This is a genomic window from Paracoccus tibetensis (assembly GCF_900102505.1).
GTDB classification, from domain to species: domain Bacteria; phylum Pseudomonadota; class Alphaproteobacteria; order Rhodobacterales; family Rhodobacteraceae; genus Paracoccus; species Paracoccus tibetensis.
On sequence record NZ_FMVT01000023.1, the window covers coordinates 1 to 19,256 of the forward strand.

General features: G+C 68.5%; 17 protein-coding genes. 14 read left to right on the forward strand and 3 right to left on the reverse strand.

The annotated features are described in order from the left end of the window. The coding region (locus BLP73_RS18305) for a 4-hydroxyphenylpyruvate dioxygenase family protein (protein WP_175453444.1) at positions 1 to 939 on the forward strand (939 nt) is incomplete at its 5' end. 266 nt (positions 940 to 1,205) lie between these two features. Here BLP73_RS18305 and BLP73_RS18310 read toward each other — a convergent pair. Next, positions 1,206 to 1,718 (reverse strand): 2,4'-dihydroxyacetophenone dioxygenase family protein, encoded by a 513-nt coding sequence (locus BLP73_RS18310; RefSeq protein ID WP_090748310.1) that lies wholly within the window; start codon positions 1,716 to 1,718, stop codon positions 1,206 to 1,208. Between the two features lie 188 nt (positions 1,719 to 1,906). Next, a complete protein-coding gene (locus tag BLP73_RS18315) occupies positions 1,907 to 3,412 on the reverse strand; it encodes a XylR N-terminal domain-containing protein (protein ID WP_090748313.1) in 1,506 nt (501 codons plus the stop codon). Positions 3,413 to 3,720: 308 nt separating this feature from the next. Here BLP73_RS18315 and BLP73_RS18320 point away from each other — a divergent pair, with 308 nt between their 5' ends. From BLP73_RS18320 to BLP73_RS18385, 13 genes are all read left to right on the forward strand, one after another. Further along, positions 3,721 to 4,530, forward strand: coding sequence for an SDR family NAD(P)-dependent oxidoreductase (locus BLP73_RS18320; protein ID WP_090748315.1), 810 nt, complete (start codon positions 3,721 to 3,723; stop codon positions 4,528 to 4,530). 84 nt (positions 4,531 to 4,614) lie between these two features. Continuing rightward, entirely contained in the window at positions 4,615 to 5,913 is a 1,299-nt protein-coding gene (locus BLP73_RS18325) for an ABC transporter substrate-binding protein (protein ID WP_245686756.1), read from the forward strand. Between the two features lie 4 nt (positions 5,914 to 5,917). Further along, entirely contained in the window at positions 5,918 to 6,664 is a 747-nt protein-coding gene (locus BLP73_RS18330; RefSeq protein WP_090748318.1) for an ABC transporter ATP-binding protein, read from the forward strand. Beyond that, complete coding sequence (locus BLP73_RS18335) at positions 6,661 to 7,383, forward strand: ABC transporter ATP-binding protein (RefSeq protein WP_090748319.1); 723 nt, start codon at positions 6,661 to 6,663, stop codon at positions 7,381 to 7,383. The genes BLP73_RS18330 and BLP73_RS18335 overlap by 4 nt, the downstream gene beginning before the upstream one ends. Beyond that, a complete protein-coding gene (locus BLP73_RS18340; RefSeq protein ID WP_090748323.1) occupies positions 7,370 to 8,227 on the forward strand; it encodes a branched-chain amino acid ABC transporter permease in 858 nt (285 codons plus the stop codon). Before BLP73_RS18335 ends, BLP73_RS18340 begins: the two co-directional genes overlap by 14 nt. Positions 8,228 to 8,229: 2 nt before the next feature. Continuing rightward, positions 8,230 to 9,249 carry a branched-chain amino acid ABC transporter permease gene (locus tag BLP73_RS18345; RefSeq protein ID WP_090748326.1) on the forward strand — a complete coding sequence of 340 codons (1,020 nt, stop codon included), beginning with the start codon at positions 8,230 to 8,232 and terminating at the stop codon, positions 9,247 to 9,249. Then, complete coding sequence (locus BLP73_RS18350) at positions 9,246 to 10,256, forward strand: zinc-dependent alcohol dehydrogenase (RefSeq protein ID WP_090748329.1); 1,011 nt, start codon at positions 9,246 to 9,248, stop codon at positions 10,254 to 10,256. The genes BLP73_RS18345 and BLP73_RS18350 overlap by 4 nt, the downstream gene beginning before the upstream one ends. 557 nt (positions 10,257 to 10,813) lie before the next feature. Next, a complete protein-coding gene (locus BLP73_RS18360) occupies positions 10,814 to 11,899 on the forward strand; it encodes an ABC transporter ATP-binding protein (RefSeq protein ID WP_090748334.1) in 1,086 nt (361 codons plus the stop codon). Continuing rightward, entirely contained in the window at positions 11,892 to 12,962 is a 1,071-nt protein-coding gene (locus BLP73_RS18365; RefSeq protein ID WP_175453445.1) for an MBL fold metallo-hydrolase, read from the forward strand. The genes BLP73_RS18360 and BLP73_RS18365 overlap by 8 nt, the downstream gene beginning before the upstream one ends. Beyond that, the gene (locus BLP73_RS19540; RefSeq protein WP_175453446.1) at positions 12,959 to 13,537 is read left to right on the forward strand and encodes a histidine phosphatase family protein; all 579 of its coding nucleotides are present in this window, start codon (positions 12,959 to 12,961) and stop codon (positions 13,535 to 13,537) included. Before BLP73_RS18365 ends, BLP73_RS19540 begins: the two co-directional genes overlap by 4 nt. Before the next feature lie 7 nt (positions 13,538 to 13,544). Continuing rightward, positions 13,545 to 14,516, forward strand: a complete 972-nt coding sequence (locus BLP73_RS18375; RefSeq protein ID WP_090748339.1) for an ABC transporter substrate-binding protein — start codon at positions 13,545 to 13,547, stop codon at positions 14,514 to 14,516. After that, entirely contained in the window at positions 14,506 to 16,224 is a 1,719-nt protein-coding gene (locus BLP73_RS18380) for an ABC transporter permease (protein ID WP_090748341.1), read from the forward strand. The genes BLP73_RS18375 and BLP73_RS18380 overlap by 11 nt, the downstream gene beginning before the upstream one ends. Before the next feature lie 242 nt (positions 16,225 to 16,466). Next, complete coding sequence (locus tag BLP73_RS18385; RefSeq protein WP_245686757.1) at positions 16,467 to 16,823, forward strand: helix-turn-helix domain-containing protein; 357 nt, start codon at positions 16,467 to 16,469, stop codon at positions 16,821 to 16,823. A 738-nt stretch (positions 16,824 to 17,561) separates the two neighbouring features. Here BLP73_RS18385 and BLP73_RS18390 read toward each other — a convergent pair. Then, positions 17,562 to 19,196 carry an OmpA family protein gene (locus BLP73_RS18390; protein ID WP_090748344.1) on the reverse strand — a complete coding sequence of 545 codons (1,635 nt, stop codon included), beginning with the start codon at positions 19,194 to 19,196 and terminating at the stop codon, positions 17,562 to 17,564. Positions 19,197 to 19,256: the final 60 nt, after the last annotated feature.

Sequence of the window (19,256 nt, forward strand, 5' to 3'; positions counted from 1 at the left end):
GGCTTTGCGCGGGCGGGGGCGCATGTGTCCAAGCCCGTGACGCTCTGGCGGCAGGGCCGCGCGAACGTGCTGGTGAACACCGGCGAGGCGGGCTTCACCCACAGCACCTACCTGACCCACGGCACCACGGTCTCTGAGATCGCGCTGATGGTGCCGGATGCTCAGGCGGCCTTCGCCCGCGCCACGGGCCTTCTGGCCCAGCCCCATGGCGAGGAGCCGGCCGCGGGCGAGCTGCGGATCCCGGCGATCCGCGGCGTCGGCGGCAGCGTGCTGCGGCTTCTGGACGAGGGCGCGGACCTTGCCGGCATCTGGCAGGTGGACTTCGCCGCCTCCCCCGCGGAGCTTGGCGCCGGGATCACCGGCATCGACCATATCGGCCAGACCATGGCCTATGACGAAATGCTCAGCTGGTCGCTCTTCTACACGGCGATCTTCGACGCCCGAAAGGCGCCGATGGTGGACGTGGCCGATCCCGACGGGCTGGTGCGCAGCCAGGCGATCCGCGCGGGTGGCCTGCGGGTCACGCTGAACGGCGCCGAGGCGCGCCACACCCTCGCCGGCCGCTTCATCGAGGACAGCTTCGGCGCCTCGGTCCAGCACGTCGCATTTGCCACCGACGACATCTTCGCCACGGCCGAGGTCTTGGCCGAGCGGGGCTTTGCCGCGCTCAGGATCGGCGCGAACTATTATGCCGATATCGAGGCCCGGTTCGGCCTAGACTCGGCGCTGATCGCCAAGATGCAGGCCGCCAGCATCATGTATGACGAGGACGCAAGCGGGCGGTTCTTCCAGCTCTACAGCCAGCCGCGCGGGGATGGGTTTTTCTTCGAGATTGTCGAGCGGAAAGGCGGCTACGACGGCTACGGCGCACCAAACGCCCCCTTCCGCATCGCCGCTCAGAAACGCGCAGCCCGCCCGGTGGGGATGCCGAGGAGGTAGGGGCGCAGCGGCCTGCTCGCCTCGTGGTCTGCGTCGTTACGGCCAGACCCACGAAGAGACCGGGGCACAGGCAACAGATTGCGCGCTCCACGACAGATATCGTCGCTTTACTCGAAGATGCTCCACGGCGCACGAAGGGCATTATCACTCAGTTCACGTTGCGCGACGGCCTGATCCAAGCTGCCTATGCCACTACTATAAGCGCGCAAATCGCATGATGACTGAAGCTTGCGGCCGGCCAACTGGAGCTGGCCGGCCTTGGACAGCTAGATGAACATGTTTTGATCGATCTCGATGCCGTTCGCTTCGCAATACTTGGTATAGTGGTCGATGAACCAGAAGACGTCGGCCGTGAACTCGAATTTTCCCTCATCGTCATAGAAGTCGATGGGACCGTTCAGCCAGAACATCGCCTTCATCCCGTTCGGATCGTCCGAGTAGAGCGTGTGGGCCGTCCCCGGTAGCTCATAGACGAAATCGCCCGGACGGGCCGTCCAGTCGTATTCGTAATAGCCCCAGGATCCCTCGAGCGTGATCGCGCTGACGACCCCGTGGTGCTTATGGGTGCCAATCCGGCCGCCGCCTTTGACCCACAGGATGTTCGCGGCGGTGTTTGTGCGCACGTCGAACGCGAAGTGCTTGATCGCGGCATGCTCGCCGAAGGGCACCCAGGGGTTGCGGTCGTCGCCAGGGATGTAGGCGCCCTCGCGGCCGAAGCGCTCGATCATCGCCTGATGCGGCTCGGGCGGCAGTTTGGTGATCTTTCTCTCGAGGTTCATCGGTCTCTCCTCCCAATGCTGACGTCGAGACCGAACGATTGGCCACCCGCCCCCCGCTGTCAAAGACAACGGGGGGCGCGGCCGCCCCGGCGGCTTAAACCGCTGGTCGCACGAAGGAATCTGCCGCGCCGCCGCGAGGCCGCCCCCGCGCGAATGTTTTCAAATCATCAGGCGGCCTTCGCAAATCATCAGGACGGCGCACCGTCCGCCTTCATCCGGTAGGCGAGCTGCGCCCGGGTCAGGCCCAGCTTGCGCGCCGCGGCGGCGAGGTTCCCGCCCTCCGTCGCGAGGGCGGCGTGGCGCACCTGCGCCTCGAGCGCGTCGAGGTTCAGGCCGTCGCCGGCCAGCGCGTCCGCGATCCACGAGGTCAGGCGCGGATCGGCATGCGGATCGGCCGGCGGGCGCGTCACCGCCGCCAGCGCCGCCTCGGGCCCCTCGTCCGTCAGCATCAGGTGCCGCAGCGCGCCGGTCACCTGCGACAGGCCCGCCAGCGCGCCCGACCGCGCCAGCCGCGCCAGGACCGCCTCGTCCGGGGCGCGCGCCCGCATCTGCCGCGCGAGGCGCAGCGCGATCGCCTCGACGACGGCGCGGCGGTCGGCCTCGGGGCGGCTGCCGAAGGCGGGCATCGCGACGGCGCCCACGGCCAGCAGCCCGAAGAAGGCGGACAGGATCCGGGGATCGGCGCGAAGCTGCGACAGCGGCGTCGTCGCCGTGCCGTGGAAGGCGATGCGCCCCTGCCCCAGACGCCGCTGGACCTGCGGCGCGCAGAGATCCACCCCGTCGATGAGAAGCGGCGCCTTGCCGGCCTCGCGGGCGGTCTCGAGCCGCGCGAGCGTCAGGTCCGCCCCGTCCAGCCAGTCGGGCTCGGTTCCCGGGCAGAGGACCGCCTCGATCGCGTGGCGGCGGCCGCTGTCCTCGGGGCCGATCAGGATGCAGGGCAGGCCGGCGAGCGCCCGCAGCTGCAGCGCGTCCTGGACCGGCGCGGCGACCGGGTCCGCCGCGGCGGCGCGGGCCCGGGCCGGGGGCGCGGGGCGCGGCGCGCCGGTCTCGCGCGCCAGCACGCGGTCGCGGAACCGGATCACCGCCGGATCGTCGGCCGGCCATTCCTCGAGCGGCTTGCCGACGACCCGGCAATGGTCCTTGCCCTGCGCGATGCAGGTCGTCTCCTTGTAGAGGATGGGCTTGCCGAAGAAGGCCGAGGCGTAGCCCGAGGCATAGCCGACCAGCGTCCAGCAGCAGGGATCGGCCGTGCGCAGGCCCTTCTCGGCGATGGGAAGCGCCTCGATGCTGTCGTGCCAGATGAACGAGCCCGAGAAGCGCCCGCGCCGGAAGTCGAAGTCGTTGTGGACCGTCTCGACCCGGACGGTGCCGGTGAAGGTGTGCAGACGCGTGCCGGCGGTGAAGGCGTCGCCGATGTCCAGCGTCGGCCAGGTCTGCCGCATGAAGTCGGCATCCGCCCGGCCGGCCAGATAGCCCTGCCGCAGCAGGAAGACGCGCGTCTCCTCCTCGCCCAGAAGGGCGCGCAGCTCGTCGCGCATGATGTGCCCGACATTGGCGCGCTGCATGATGATCCGCGCCCCGCCCAGGTCGATCGTCCCCTTGGCCGGGTTGAAGTTGACCGAGGCCAGCAGCTCGCGCACCGAGGGCTTGGCGCCGCGATCCGTCATCAGGTCGAACTTGATGGGTATCTTCACGAACCGCCCTCCTCATTTGAGTAATCCGCCTCATCATATCGTAAGCTTCGCGCGGCGCCAGCGCGATCGCGTCCAAGGCGCGAAATCCCAATAATCGCCAACAAAGACAGATACCTAGCCCCGAACGGGCCCCTCCGCCGGAAAATCGCTTTGACAGAAATGCGGTCCGTTTTCGTAGTGGAACCATCCACGGCGACAGCCCGCCGCGGACCAGGGGGAGTGCCTTACAGCACAGGCGACACGCTCGGCGCGGAGGCATCCGGCGGGGGTGGACGGGCCGTGCGTGGCGACAGGACGGAGGGACGGGAATGGCCAGCCTTGAGGAAATGTTCGACGTCGCCGGCAAGTCGGTCGTCGTGACCGGCGGCGCCAGCGGCATCGGGTTGGGCTATGCCCAGATCATGGCCGAGCGCGGGGCGCGGGTCTGCATCCTGGACGTGGACGCGGAGGGGATCGCGCGCGCCGCGGCCGAGCTGGGCGGCGGGACTTGGGGCCAGATCGCCGACGTCACCGACCGCCCGGGGATGGAGACGGCCTTCCGCAAGGTCGCCGAGGCGCATGGCGGCATCGACGTCGTCTTCGCCAATGCCGGGATCGACGCCGGGCCGGGCTTCATGGACCCGCTCGGGAACCGCAACCCCGACGGCCATATCGAGAATTTCGGCGACGCCCACTGGGACCGGGTGATCGCGGTCAACCTGACGGGCGTCTACAACACGGTCAAGCTGGCGGCGATCCACATGAAGGCGGGCGGCGGCGGGCGGATCATCGTCACCTCGTCGGTCGCCTCGCAGATCAACGAGGCGATCGTCGGCACCCCCTACATGGCGGCCAAGGCGGGGGTGGACCATTTCGTGCGCAACATGGCGATGGAACTGGGGGCCTTCAACATCCTGATCAACTGCATCAATCCCGGCCCCTTCATGACCAACATCGCGGGTGGCCGGCTGAAGAACCCCGCCGACCGCGCCGCCTTCGAGGCGCAGTCGCTGATCGGGCGGATCGGCGCCCTAGACGACATCAAGGGGCTGGCGCTCTATCTGGCCTCGCCCGCCTCGTCCTACGTGACGGGCGCGCAGATCGCGATCGACGGAGGCTCGCGCCTGCGCATCACCTGACGGCAAAGCGACGCGCGCGCCCGAGGAGGGGCGCGCGCGGACGACACGGGACGGGCCCCTTGCCCGGAGGAGAGGAGAGAGACGATGAAGACCACGATGGCCGCCCTGCGCGGCTGCACCACCTCGCGCCGTGCGGTCCTGGCGGGCCTCGGCGCCGCCGCCGCGACGCTTGCCCTGCCCCGCGCCGTGCGGGCACAGTCGGCGGGCACGATCCGGATCGGCTTCCTGACGCCGCTGACCGGGCCGCTCGCGCTCTTCGGGGCGACCGACGGCTTCACCGTCGCGCGGATCGAGGCGCTTTTGGCCGACGGGCTCGAGGTCAACGGCCAGCGCTACGACGTCGAGATCATCGTGCGCGACAGCCAGTCCGACCCCAACCGCTCGGCCGAGGTCGCGGCGGACCTGATCCTAAACCAGGAGGTCCATCTGCTGATCCCGGCGACGACGACGGACACGATCAACCCGGCCGCCGACCAGGCCGAGCTGTTCGAATGCCCCTGCCTGTCGACCGGCGCCCCCTGGCAGGCCGTGATCATGCCGCGCGGCGGGGCGGACCAGCCGTTCAACTGGACCTATCACTTCTTCTGGGGCCTCGACGAGGCGCTGAACACCTTCGTCGGCCTGTGGGACCGCATCGAGACGAACAAGAAGGTCGGCCTGCTGTTCCCGCAGAACGCCGATGGCGAGACCTGGGGCAACCAGGATTACGGCCTGCCGGTGCCGACCCAGGCCGCCGGCTACGAGGTGGTCCAGCCCGGCTTCTTCCAGCCGCGCACCAACGACTTCAGCGCGCAGATCGCCCGCTTCAAGGCCGAGAACGTCGAGATCGTGGGCGGCATCACCTATGTCGACGACCTGCGGACCTTCGTGAACCAGGCCAAGCAGCAGGGTTTTGCGCCCAAGGCCATCACCGTCGCCGCCGCGCTACTTTTCCCCTCCGGGATCGAGGCGATGGGCGATCTGGGCGACGGCATGTCCTCTGAGGTCTGGTGGACCCCCGCCTTCGCCTTCGAAAGCTCGCTGACGGGCGAGACCAGCCGCGAGGTTGCGGACGCCTGGCAGGCCGAGACAGGGCGGCAGTGGACCCAACCCCTCGGCTACAGCCACGCCATCTGGGAGGTGGCGCTGGACGCGCTGCGCCGGTCTGCGGACCCGCTGGACCGCACGGCGATCCGCGACGCGCTGGCCGCGACGGACCTGACGACGCTGATCGGGCCGGTGAACTTCGCGACCGGGCCGCATCCGAACGTGTCGGCCACGGCGATCTTCGGCGGGCAATGGGTCAAGGGCGAGGAGTTCCCGTTCGACCTGAAGATCGTCGACAACTCGGTCAACGCGCTCTTCGAGCCCGAGGCCGAGATGAAGCTGCTGGACTGGTCGTGACGGCATGACCGCGACGCAGGCAGGCACGGCCGCGCCGATCTTGGTCGCCGAGGGACTTGGCAAGTCCTTCGGCGCCATCCAGGTGCTGCACGATCTGGACTTCCGCGTCGAGCGGGGCGAGGTCCTGGGCGTGCTTGGCCCCAACGGCGCGGGCAAGACGACGCTGTTCAACCTGATCTCGGGCGATCACGCGCCCTCGGCCGGGACGCTGCACTTCGACGGCCGGGCCCTAACCGCCGATCCGCCCTATCGGCGGGCGCAGCAGGGGATCGGGCGCACCTACCAGATCCCCATGCCGTTCAGCAAGATGACCACCTTCGAGAACCTGCTGGTCTCGGCCTCATTCGCCGGCCGCAAGCGCGAAAGCGAGACTTATGACCGCTGCGCCGAGGTCCTCCGCGAATGCGATCTGTGGGCCCATGCCAACACGCCCGCCGGCCAGCTGACGCTTCTGAACCGAAAGCGGCTGGAGCTGGCGCGCGCTATGGCGCCCGGTCCGCGGCTTCTGCTTCTGGACGAGATCGCGGGCGGGCTGACTAGCGAGGAGGGCAAGCAGCTGGTCGACCTCATCCGCCGCCTGCACGCACGCGGCGTGACGATCATCTGGATCGAGCACGTGCTGCACGCCCTCATGGCGGTCGCCACGCGTATGATCGTGCTGAACTTCGGGGAGCTGATCGCCGAGGGAACACCCCACGCGGTCATGGACGATCCCGAAGTGCAGCGGGTCTATATGGGGATCGAGGCATGACATCCATTCTGTCCACTCACGGCTTGACGGCCTTCTACGGCGACTTTCAGGCCCTCTTCGGCATCGACTTCCACATCGCGCCCGGCGAGACGGTGGCGCTGATCGGGGCGAACGGCGCGGGCAAGTCCACCTTCCTTCGGGCGATCATGGGGCTGACCCCCGTCGCGCCGGACATGATACGCCTGGACGGCGCGCCCATCGGCGGCCGCGCCCCGCACCGCATCGTCGCCAGCGGCGTCGCCATCGTCCCAGAGGGCCGCCGCCTCTTCGCCGACATGACGGTCGAGGAGAACCTGCGGGTCGCGCTGGACAACCTGCGCGGCCGCCGGATGGTCTGGACGCTCGAGCGCATCTACACCCTGTTCCCAATTCTGCGGGAGAAGCGCCACCAGCCGGTCCAGCGCCTGTCGGGCGGCCAGCAGCAGATGGTCTCAATCGGCCGGGCGCTTCTGAACCAGCCGCGCCTGATGCTGTGCGACGAGATCTCGCTCGGCCTCGCGCCCCGTGTCATCCGCGAGATTTATGCCGTCATTCCCGAGATCGCGGCCGCCGGCACCGCTATGATCCTGGTCGAGCAGGACATCACTTTAGCGCGCGAGGCGTCCAGCCGGCTCTACTGCATGCTCGAGGGGCGGGTCACGCTGACCGGCCGATCGTCCGAGATCACGCGCGAGGCCATCGCGGCCGCTTATTTCGGAGGCTCGGATGCTGTGGCTTGACGGGCTGATGCAGGGCGTCCTGCTGGGCGGGCTCTACGCGCAATACGCGCTCGGCATGGCGCTGATGTTCGGGGTGATGCGGATCGTCAACCTGACGCATGGCGATCTGGTGGTGCTGCTGGCGCTGATCGCGATCTCACTGTCGGCGCAGCTAGGGGTGGGGCCGTGGACGGTGCTGGTGCTGCTAGTGCCCTTGGCGGCGGCAATGGGCTGGGTGCTGCAGCGGAGCGTCTTGAACCGCGTGGTGGGCGAGGACCCGCTGCCCTCGCTGATCGCGACCTTCGGGCTCTCGGTCGCGCTGCAGAACGCGATGCTGCAGATCTGGTCGGCCGACACCCGGTCCCTGCCTGGTGGCGGCATCGAGCAGATCAGCTGGCAGGTAGGCCCGCTCTTCGTGGGCGTCCTGCCGGTGATCGTGCTGGGTGCGGCCCTGGTGCTGACAGCGGGCCTCGCTTGGCTGATGGCGCGGACCCGGTTCGGCCGCGCGCTGAGGGCTTCGGCGGCGGATGTCGAGGCGGCGGCGATGGTGGGCACCAACCCCCGCACGGTCTATGCCCTGGCGACGGCCCTCGCTGTCGCGATCCTCGGCTTTGCCGCAGTCTTTCAGGGATTGCGGTCCACGGTGGCACCGGCCGACGGCGCTGCCCAACTGATATTCGCCTTCGAGGCGGTCATCATCGGCGGCATGGGATCGGTCTGGGGGGCATTCTGGGGGGCCATGGTCCTCGGGATCAGCCAGTCCATCGGCTACCGCATCGACCCGGGCTTCGGCACGCTTGCCGGCCATATCGTGTTCCTAATTGTGCTGGCCTTGCGCCCGCAGGGCATCTTCGGAAGGAAATAGCCATGGCGGATACCCCGTCCCCCCCGGCCCCGCCGCGCATCTCCGTTCGCACTCAGACCCTGTCGGGCCGACTTGCCCTGGCCATAGGCGCGGGGCTGATCGTGACGCTTCTCAGCCTGCCCTTTTGGGCCAGCCAGGGCACCATCCGATCCGTGGTCGAGCTGTGCTGCTACATCGCCATCGCCCAGATGTGGAACCTGCTGGCAGGCTATGCCGGCCTCGTCTCGGTCGGGCAGCAGGCTTTCAGCGGCGTCGCCGCCTATCTCACCTTCGTGCTGGCGCAGAACTTCGGGATCAACCCCTTCGTAGCCATCGTCTGCAGCCTGGCGGCGCCGGCCCTGCTGGCCGTTCCGGTCTATGCTCTGCTGCATCGGCTGGATGGGCCCTACTTCGCCATCGGCACCTGGGTCGTCGCTGAGGTGGTGCGGCTGATCTTCACCAACTTGTCCTATGTCAATTCCGGGGCCGGCATGAGCCTGCGCGTGATGACCCAATATACTGCGCTCGAGCGGAACATTGCCATCTGCATCCTCTGCGCACTCATGCTGGTCGCGACGGTGGGCGGAAGCTACCTGCTGCTACGCTCGCGCTACGGGCTGGCGCTAACCGCCATGCGCGACAATCCGGTCTCGGCGGCCAGCCAAGGGGTGAACGTGGGGCGGCTGCGCTTCCTGATCTTCGTGGCGGCGGCAGTAGGGACGGGGCTGGCAGGCGCGATCTACTTCTCGTCGCAGCTGCGCATCACCCCCTCGGCCGCCTTCAGCCCCGAATGGGCCTCGATCGCAATCTTCATCGTGATGATCGGCGGGATCGGCACGATCGAGGGCGTGCTGGTCGGCGCCCTGATCTACTACTTCGCGCATCAATGGTTCGGGGCCTACGGCGCCAGTTACCTGATCGTGCTGGGAATCCTGACGATGGTCGTCGCGCTCTATCTGCGCGGCGGGCTGTGGGGCTTTTTCAGCCGCTTTGTCGAGATCCCGTGGTTCCCGACCCGCCGGAAACTGGAGCCGCGGCCATGAGGGCCGTTATCTACCAAGGCCCCGACCTGCCGCTGCGCCTTTCCGAAACACCCGGAGCCCCGCTGGCGGCGGATGAGGTGCGCCTGTCCCTGGCGGCCTGCGGGATCTGCGGCTCGGATTTGCACATGGCCCATGCCCCGCAGACCTTCGGCATTGCCGCGGGCGCAGTGCTTGGCCACGAATTCGCGGGCACGGTCAGCGAGGTCGGCGCCGACGTCACGACGCTCGAGGTGGGCCAACACGTCGCGGTCTGCCCTATTCGCGGTTGTGGCGCTTGCGCTGCGTGCCGCGACGGGGAGCCCGCCTGGTGCCCGCAGATGCGGTTGATCGGCGGCGGCTACGCCGAAGAGACCGTCGTCGCCGCACGCCAATGCAGGATCGTGCCAGATGACGTGGCTCTACCTGATGCGGCCCTAGCGGAACCCTGCGCAGTCGCATTGCATGCAGTCTTGCGCGCCCGCCCCCGTCCCGGCGCGCACGTTCTGATCCTTGGTGCCGGACCCATCGGTCTGCTCGTGGCATTCTGGGCCCGTCGCATGGGCGCGGCCGAAGTCGTCGTCGCGGACATCCGTCCAGATCAGGCCGGCCTCGCCGCAACCGTTGGGGCAACGCGCTTCGAGATCTCGGACAATGGATTGGCGGACCGGCTGGCACAAGACGGCGTCTTCCCGCAGGTGGTTTATGAATGCGTCGGGCGACCGGGTCTCATAGACCGCGCGGTTGCGCTGGTGGCGGGACGCGGCACGGTTGTCGGCGTCGGTCTGTGCATTGGGCCTGACAGCTGGAATGGCTTTGCTGCTCTGCACAAAGAGGTGACGCTGGTGATGTCCGCCTTCTTCAGTATGGCCGAGTTCGAAATGGCTTTGGAGGCTCTTCGTCCCGGACAGGGCGCCGGTCCCCAGAAGCTGATCACGGAACGGATCACGCTTGACGCCGCGCCTGACACCTTTGCGAAGCTGCAAGCTGCCGCCTCAGGGTGCAAGACCATCATTGAGATGTCTTTCTGAGCCAACTGAGAGGAACCGACGTCGCAGTCGCTACATGCGCGGCCAATTGTTCATGCAAAAGGTCAGGCAGATCACGGCGCAGCCTCGAAGCTTGCTGCCGACGCCCACATTGACCAACGCCAAGTCACGTCGATTATCCGCCATCACGAGCCGGACACAGATAGACCATACATGTTTGGGAAGCAGGGAGCGCTTCTGGCCAACGATGAGCCCCTTGCTCCAAGCAGGACGCTCAGGCCGGAGCGTCGAAAGCAAGTTCATGGACATGGAGCATCTTCCTGTCCACCAGCCTTGCCTGGTCTTCCGATGATCTGAAGCTCTAATCGCTATCCATAGATCGCGGGTGACGCGGCCTGTGCGCGTTTCGGTAGTCACGCCAAATGTCTGGCACCCACCAAGCAGCACCGTCTGGCCGTTTGCCGCAGTTCCACTGACGACTCAAAAGCCGCCTTCGTTGAGTTGCTGCGCGGGATTCGCCCGTGCATCAAGAAAGTGTCACCCTGCCTTCACGGGGGTGTCATATCACCGCCCTATCGCCTTATCAGAATGGAACGGTCATGACGCAGATACGGGCCTCGGGCCTTAGCAAATCGTTCGGCGGCAGCCCGGTGTTGTCGGGGATCGACCTCGCGCTACCGGCCGGTGCGTTCCTTGCGCTGCTGGGGCCATCGGGCTGCGGCAAAACCACCCTCTTGCGGCTGATTGCGGGGTTGGAACTGGCCGACGCCGGCACGCTGCAGCTGGGCGATCGCACTGTCGCGGGCCCCGCGGTCCATGTCCCGCCCGAGGCGCGGGCGCTTGGGATGGTGTTCCAGTCCTACGCGCTTTGGCCCAACATGACCGTCGCGGGCAATGTCGACTTCGCCCTGCAGAGCCGCCTGCCCGGCCCCCCACGCCGCGCCCGCACGGCCGAGATGCTGCAGGCCGTCGGCCTCGGCCACCTGGCCGACCGCCGCCCGCACGAGCTGTCCGGCGGCCAGCGCCAGCGCGTCGCCCTGGCCCGCGCCCTTGCCCCCAGCCCGCAACTTCTGCTGCTGGACGAGCCGCTGGCCAATCTCGATGCCCATCTGCGCCACCGGATGCTGGCCGAGTTCCGGCGCCTCCACACCGCGACCGGCACGACCTTCATCCTCGTGACCCATGACCAGGACGAAGCTATGGCCGTCGCCACCCATATTGCCGTGATGGACGGGGGCCGGATCGCGCAGATGGGCACGCCCGAGACACTCTACCGCCGCCCGGCGACGCCCATGGTCGCCCGCTTCATCGGCCATGGCGCCACCCTGCCGGTGGAGGTGCTGGCACATGATGCCGGTCGCTGCCGCATCCGTTTGGGGAACGGGCGGCTTGAGCTGCCGGGCCGCGCCGCGCCCGGCCCAGGCTGGCTCTGCCTGCACCGCGAGGACCTGCGCCTCGCTCAAGGATCGGGACATCTTCGGGCTGAGGTCCTGTCGCATTCGTTCCAGAACGGCACCTGGCTGACCCATGTCCTGCCGCGGGACGCGGAGCTGGACCTTCTCAGCCTCAGCCTGCCCGAGCCGTTGTCCCTCGGCGCCGAGATCGGGATCGACATCGTCCAAGGCTGGGTCATCGAAGAAACCGCCGCCGCCCCGGCACCGTTGCCCGAGGCCGCCCATGCCTGAGCTGCGCGCCATCTCGGGCATCGGCGTCAAGGGCCCGGCCTGCTTCCTTCTGAGCATTGACGGACGCAACCTGCTGCTGGACCTCGGCCGCGGCCCCGACGCGGCGCGGCTGCCGGACCTGTCGAACCTGCCAACCATCGACGCGGTGCTCTTCAGCCACGGCCACGTCGATCACACGGGCGGGTTGGAGCAGTGGCAGACGCTCGGCGCCCCGCCGCTCTACGCCCCTCGCCCCACCATCGCGCTGGCCGAGGACGGCCCCCTGACCGAGGCCGCCCCGCTGGACGGCCGGACCGAGATCCTCGGCCTGCCGCTGCTGACCGGAGCCGCCGGCCATGCGCCGGGCGCCGTCTGGATGCGGATCGGCGGCGAGGAGGGCGTCCTCTATTCCGGCGATCTCAGCCGCGAGAGCCTGCTTTACCGCAACGACCCCCTGCCCCAAGCGGCCGCGCTGGTCCTCGATTGCGCCTATGGCACGGCCGACGAGCCGCTGGCGCGGCAGATCACCGCGATCGAGGCGCTGGCAGACCGGCCGCTGCTGCTCCCCTGCCCCGCCGGCGGCCGAGGGCTGGAAATCGCGGCCCATTTCCTCGCCGCCGGCCACACCGTCCGCATCTGCTCGGCCCATCGCCGCGTCGCCCGGACGCTGGCCGATCACAGCGACTGGCTGACGCCGCAGGGCCAGGCGATGCTGGACAGCCTTCACCGGGCGGGCGATCTGGACCCCGACGGCCCGCTCCACGGCATCATGATCGCCGCCGGCCCCAACGCCGAGCGCGGGACCTCGCAGCCGCTGGCAGCGCGCATCGCGGCCTCGGGCGGCGCGCGGATCGTCCTGACCGGCCATTTCGCGCAAGGCAGCCCGGGGGAGGCGCTGCTCAAAACCGGCAAGGCTCTCTTCCGCCGCTGGAACGTGCACCCGACCCTGACTCAGGCGGATGCCCTCGTGGCCGAGGCCGCCCCGCGCACCATGCTCGCCGCCTTCTGCGACGAGGCCGCGCTGGCGGACCTGCGCGCCGGCACGGCGTGGCCGCTCGCCCTCGGCGAAAGGCTCGCCTGGTGAGCCTGTTCCTGCACCCAGTCTTCTTCCTGTTGCGCCACGGCCGGACGGCGCATAACGCCGCCGACCTGATCGCGGGCGCCACCGACGCCCCGCTGGACGACGAGGGCCGCCGCCAGGCCGAAGCCGCCGCTTGCCATTGGCAGGCGCTGCCCCTCGGCCGCCTTCAAGTCTCGCCGATGCTGCGCGCCTGCCAGACCGCCGAGCCCCTCCTGAAGCGCCGCCCCGACCTGCGCGCCGAGCTCGCACCCCTTCTGGCCGAGCGCAACTGGGGCATCTGGGAAGGCCAGCCCCGCGCGATCCTGAATCGCAACGCCGGGCCCGAGGGCGGCGAAGGCCCCGAAACCTTCCGCGCCCGCGTCACGGCCGCCTGCGCCGCCATCCCCGGCCCTGCGGCGGGCGAGGCCCCGCCCCTGCTCATCGGCCATTCCGGCACCGCGCGCGAGATCACCGCCCTGCTGGATGTGCCCTTCATCCGCCCGCCGAATTGCGCCCTGATCCGCTACCACCGCGGCCAGGACGGCGCATGGCGGGCCGATCCGCCGGAGCTTCCGGCCGCCCTTTCCGTTGAGCCATGAGGACACCATGACCCGCACGCTGCTTCTCTCGACCGCCCTCTCTGCACTCGCCCTGCCGGCGCTGGCCGAGACGCTGACCATCTACACCTCGCAGCCGCAGGACCAGATGACCGAGGTCATCGCCGCCTTCAACGAGGCCCGTCCCGAGATCGAGGTAGAGCTGTTCCGCTCGGGCACGACCGAGGTGATGGCGAAGCTGCAGGCCGAGTTCGCCGCCGGCGGCTCGCCCGCCGACGTGCTGCTGATCGCCGACGCGGTGGCGATGACCCAGTTGAAGGCCGAGGACCGGCTGATGGCCTATCCCGAGGCGCCCGTGGACGGCATTGACGCGGCGCTGCTGGACGCCGACTCTATGTTCTTCCCGACCAAGCTGATCACCACCGGCATCGTCTACAATACCGATCTGGTCGAAACGCCCCCGACCTCCTGGGCCGATCTGGCCGAAGCCGAGGCGGCCGCGCAGACCATCATGCCCTCGCCGCTCTATTCCGGCGCGGCGGCGATTCATGTCGGCACGATGGTCCAGCAAGAGCAGTTCGGGTGGGAGTATTTCGAGACGCTGGCCGAGAACGGCGCCGTCGCGGGCCAGGGCAACGGCACCGTGCTCGAGGCCGTCGCGCGCGGCGAGAAAGCTTACGGCGTCCTCGTCGAATACATGGCGATGAACGCCAAAGCGCAGGGCTCGCCGGTCGATTTCGTGTTCCCGTCCGAGGGCGTGACGGCCGTGACCCAGCCGGTCGCCATGCTCGCCGGCACCGACGCGGCGGACGCCGCCCGCGCCTTCGTGGACTGGCAGCTGAGCCAAGCCGCGCAGGAGCAGTCGGTGGCGCAGGGCTATTTCCCGCTCGGCGCCGGTCTGTCCGCGCCCGAGGGCTACCCGGACCTGGCCAGCCTGACCCTGATCGAGGCGGACAACGCCCGCCTTCTGGCCGATGGCGAGGCGGTGAAGCAGGAGTTTGCGGACCTCTATGGCGGCTGAACTGCCCATCGGGCGCCTTTTCGGCGACCGCAGAACCGGCGGGGGCGAGCGGATGCTCGCCCTTCTTCTTTGCCTTTACGTTGGCATCATCACCATCTGGCCCCTCGGCCAGCTGCTGCTGACCGCCTTCCAGCCCGGCCGGGAGGGCGAGGCGTTGGGCGTCCTGCGCGACACCCTCGCCGCCCGCGCGACCGGACGGGCCTTCTGGAACACGCTGACCCTGTCGCTGATCTCGGTCGCCGTCTCGACCACGCTCGGCGTCGCGCTGGCGCTGGCCGTCGGGCTGCTCAGAATGCCCCTGCGCGCCACGCTGTCTTTCCTCATCCTGATGCCGCTCATCATCCCCTCTCAGACCCTGGCCCTGTCCTGGATCGAGCTGATGGGCGCGCAATCCCCGATCCTGCGCCCGCTCGGCCTCGCGCCCGCACCGGGGGCCGGGAACCCGCTCTATTCCCGCTTCGGCATCGCGCTGGTCATGGGGATCGAGCACATGCCGCTGGTCTTCATCGCCGTCCGCGCCGCCCTGCGCAGCGTGCCCGCCGACCTGATCGAAGCCGCCCGCATCGCCGCCATCCCGCCCCGCCGCATCCTTTTTCGGGTGATCCTGCCCCTCACCTATCCCGCGGCCCTGGCGGGGGCGCTGCTGGCCTTCACCGCGGCGGTCGGCAATTTCGGCATCCCCGCCCTTCTGGGCATCCCCGGCCGCGTGCCGATGCTGACGACGCTGATCTACCAGCGGCTGAACGGCTTCGGCCCCTCAGTCGCCGGGCAGGTCGCCGTTCTCGCGCTGATCCTGACGCTGATGGCGGTCGCCGCGCTGCTGCTGCGCAGCGCGGCGATGCGCCGCCTGCGCGTGCCGGTCGAGGCCGGGCGCGCGTTCCAGCCGACCCGCCCGGCCCCCCTCTGGGCGCAGGCGTTGATCTGGGCGGGCGTCCTGATGATCGCGATCCTGCCGCTGTCCGCCCTGGTCCTGACCTCGTTCACGCCGGCCATCGGCGTGCCCTTCTCGCTGGAGATCGCCAGCTTCGAGCAATACCGCCGCGTGCTGGCCAATCCCGCTGTCCTGCGGGCTTTTCAGAACTCGCTGGTCCTGTCGGCGCTGGCCGCCGCCATCTGCACCGCCGCGGCCCTGCCGCTGGCCTATCTGGCGACGCGCCGCCCCAGCCCCGCCCTCGCGCTTCTGGACCTGACGGCCGACGCGCCCTGGGTCGTGCCCGGCACGGTCGTCGCGCTGGCGATGATCCTGGCCTTCCTGCCGCCTTTGCCGCTGATCGGCATCTCGCTCTACGGCACCGGGGCGATCATCCTGATCGCCTATCTCGCGCGCTTCCTGCCGCTGGTCCTGCGCCCCGTCGCTGCCGCCGCCTCGGCCGGCGATCCCGCGCAGGACGAGGCCGCCCGCATCGCCGGCATCGGCCTTCTGCGCCGCATCGGCCGGATCTTCACCCCCTCGGTCGCCCCCGTGGCGCTGGCCGGCGCCGTCCTGATCCTGATGACGGCGATGAACGAGCTGACGCTGTCTGCCCTTCTGTGGTCCTCGGGGCGCGAGACGATCGGCGTCATGGTCTTCTCCCTGCAATACGAGGGCAACTCGACCGCCGCCGCCGCCGTTTCGGTCCTCTCGACGCTGCTGCTGATCGCCCTCTGCGCGCTGGCCGAGCTGCTGCTGGGCCGCCGCGATGCCGCCGCCCTGCCTTGGCGAGCATGAGTGCCGGCAACTGGACCGCAGGGCGATCCCATGAGGACGACGACCAGAACATCCACTGCCCACCTACCTGTTCCTGCAGCAGAGGGACGACTGAAAGAGGAGGTGAGCTTGCCACCGGGAGTGGAGGGTCCGACAAGAAATGGGTCCGGGTTCACTGAGCACCCCCTTCACCTCAATGCGCTAATGCCAAGACTTCGCGCTTCCCTTGCACCCACTTGCAGCTCCCAAGAACAGGCGCCGGCATGGCCATAAAAGCTCGTCTCATCTCGCAACAGATGAAAGAGCAGAGCATGACCAACCCCTTCGAAACCACCCCGGCCGCGATTTTCCTGCGCCGCCAGACCGAGCTTCTTGCGCACAAGAAGACCCAGAGGCAGATCGCGCACGAGGCGGGATTCGCCAGCGGGAACCTGATTAGCATGTTTAAGTCGGGTGCATCGAAGATCCCATTGGACAGGGTCCCCGCACTCGCCCGTTCTCTCGAGACCGCCCCAGCGTTCCTGATGCGCCTCGACCTCGAACAGGCCGTGGGGAAGACCGCATCAGTCGCCATGCTTGAGGTGTTCGGGACGCCGACGACCTTGAACGAGCGAGCCTGACTGGAGGAGATCCGTGATGCTTCGGGAAACAGCGACCCGAAGTTGACGACGCGGTCGAGGTCGGCCCTGCGCTCCATTTTCGGGAGATAGACCCGGAGGTGCTGGAACGGGTCGCTGCCAGAAGCTGCCCGTTCCTTGACGCGGCAATCAGGATCGCCCAGACCTACGCTCGGTCCCTGCCCTTTCCTGCTCGCGTGCAGGGATCGCATCAAGAACCGTCACTGCTACTTTCACCGAAGTCTCCTGCACGTTGACGTCGCAGAAGCCTGAACCCTTTGAGGTAGAGCGCGCCTCAGCGCCAACTTGGGTCAGGCGACCAGCCGCACGACCTCTCGAAAGCCCGTTCAGTCAGGCGGGGTTCAGCGGGATCGCGAGCCGCTTAGGATGGACACATTGTTCCGAAGCGTTACCGGCACCTGCCGAAGCGCCTGATGTTCATAGCGCTGGAGGGCGAGACTGGCATCGAACATCTCGACGTTCCGCGGAGTATCTTCGAGGCCAACTGCGACCCTCGACGCCTGGCTCGTCCATTACAACGCCGAGCGGCCCCATCTCGGCTACCGCAACATGGGCCGCAGGCGGATCGGACCAGTCATGTCATTCGTGAGCCGAGAAGATCAAGAGGGCGAGCGCCCGAGCAGGGTCGCCTAACCGGCTGCCGCCGCCCCGCATGCTTGGTCATGAACCTAGAAAAGGCGGCCCCCGCTCAAGGGTCCGCCCGGATGGCTGGCAAACCGCTTACTGCGACGAGCTGGCCAGAAGTTGGGTGATGCGACGGACCGATGCACGACGGTTCTCGCGCACATCGCCTTCCTGGTGGACCTTCGGGAACTGCTCGCCATAGCCCTGGACGACCATGTTCTCCGGCGGGACCTGGAACCGCTCGACCAGTGCGAGGGCTACGGATTCCGCCCGCCGGTCCGACAGCGCGAGGTTCATTGCTGGATCGCCGACCGTGTCGGTATGGCCCTCAACGAGGAATATCTCGATCGGGTTGCTCTCGATCGCCTCTCGCATGACATTGCCGAGCGTGGCCAGCGACTCGGCCTGATCGACCGGGATCGCGGCGGAACCCGTCTCGAAGGTGATGGTCTCGACATCGATCGCCGGGGCCAACAGGCGCAGCTGCTCGACATCGCGGATCTGGGTCAGGCTGAAGCGCTGGTCGAAGCCCGCTCGACGCATCAGCGCCTCGCGCAGCTGCGCCTCGTCGAGTTGCGCCAGCGAGGGGTTGGTGGTCTGCGTAGGTTGCGGCAGAGACGCGAAATCGACCGAGGCGGCCGTTGCCATGTCGTCCAGCAGCACAGTCTGCGTGCCATCAGCCAATACCAGCGTGCGGCGCAAGACGCGCAGGTCGGCGTCGCGGATCGTCACGACTTGGCTGCCATCGGCGCGGGTGACCACGGTGCGGGTCGAGCCGTCGTCGAAGGTCTCGGTCGCGACCGTCGAGCCGGGCTGGCGCAGCAGGACCACGTCGTCGCGCAGAAGCTGCTGCGTGCCATCTGGACGGGTCACGACGATTCGATCCGGGGCGGACAAGGCGACCTGCCGGTTGTTGCTGAGCATCGCGCCCACGGCAACGCCGCCCAGGCCTAGCAGCAGCGCACGAGCCAGATCGCTGTTGCGGCCGCTACCGCCGCTCGTGGCCGCGGTCTGGCTGGCCTCGGCCGAGGCACCAGCTTCCAGCCGGGTCGAAAAGTCCTCGGTCGAGGCACGGCGGTTCTCTTCGGTGATCTCTTCCTCGGTCACCTCGGCAGTGGCCGAGCCGTCCAACGCCGCGACACCAGCGGTGGAGGTGGCCGTGTCGCCGGCGGTCGCCGTCGCCTCGCCGCTGGTTTCGGGGGGCGGTTCAACGCTGGCGTCGGCAGTGGCATCGACCTCAGCCGCGTCAGTTGGTGCGGCGGTCTCCGTGTCGGTGGTGGCGGTCGCGTCAGGCTCCACCGCGGCGGCTTCGACCGCAGCGGCAGCGGCAGCGTCGGTCTCGGTCGTCGTGGTGGCCTCACCCGTAACACTGGTGTCGGCCGGAGCGTCCGCCTCACCGCCAGGTTGAGTCGCAGCGTCGACCGTTCCATCCGGATCGACCTCAGCCTCGGCACCGGCCCCGGCGTCAAGCTCGGCTTCGGGTTCGGCAGCATCGGCTTCGGCATCTGCCTCAACCTCGGGCTCGGCATCTGCCTCCGCTTCCATACCGGCCTCCACGTCGGTCGCTTCGGTCGCCTCGGTCTCGGTCGTCGCAGCATCCGCCTCGGGCAGGGTTTCCCCCGGCGGCGGCAGCAGCACGGTGCCATCTGCGGTCTGGGCTGCAGCCATCTGTGGGGCCAGCAGGGACAGGCAGGCAGCTATTGCGGTGGTGTTCTGGAAGATCCGGCGCATGTCTCGTCCTTGAGTTGCGATACAACCATGGGATGAAAACGGCCTGAGTGAAAAGATGTT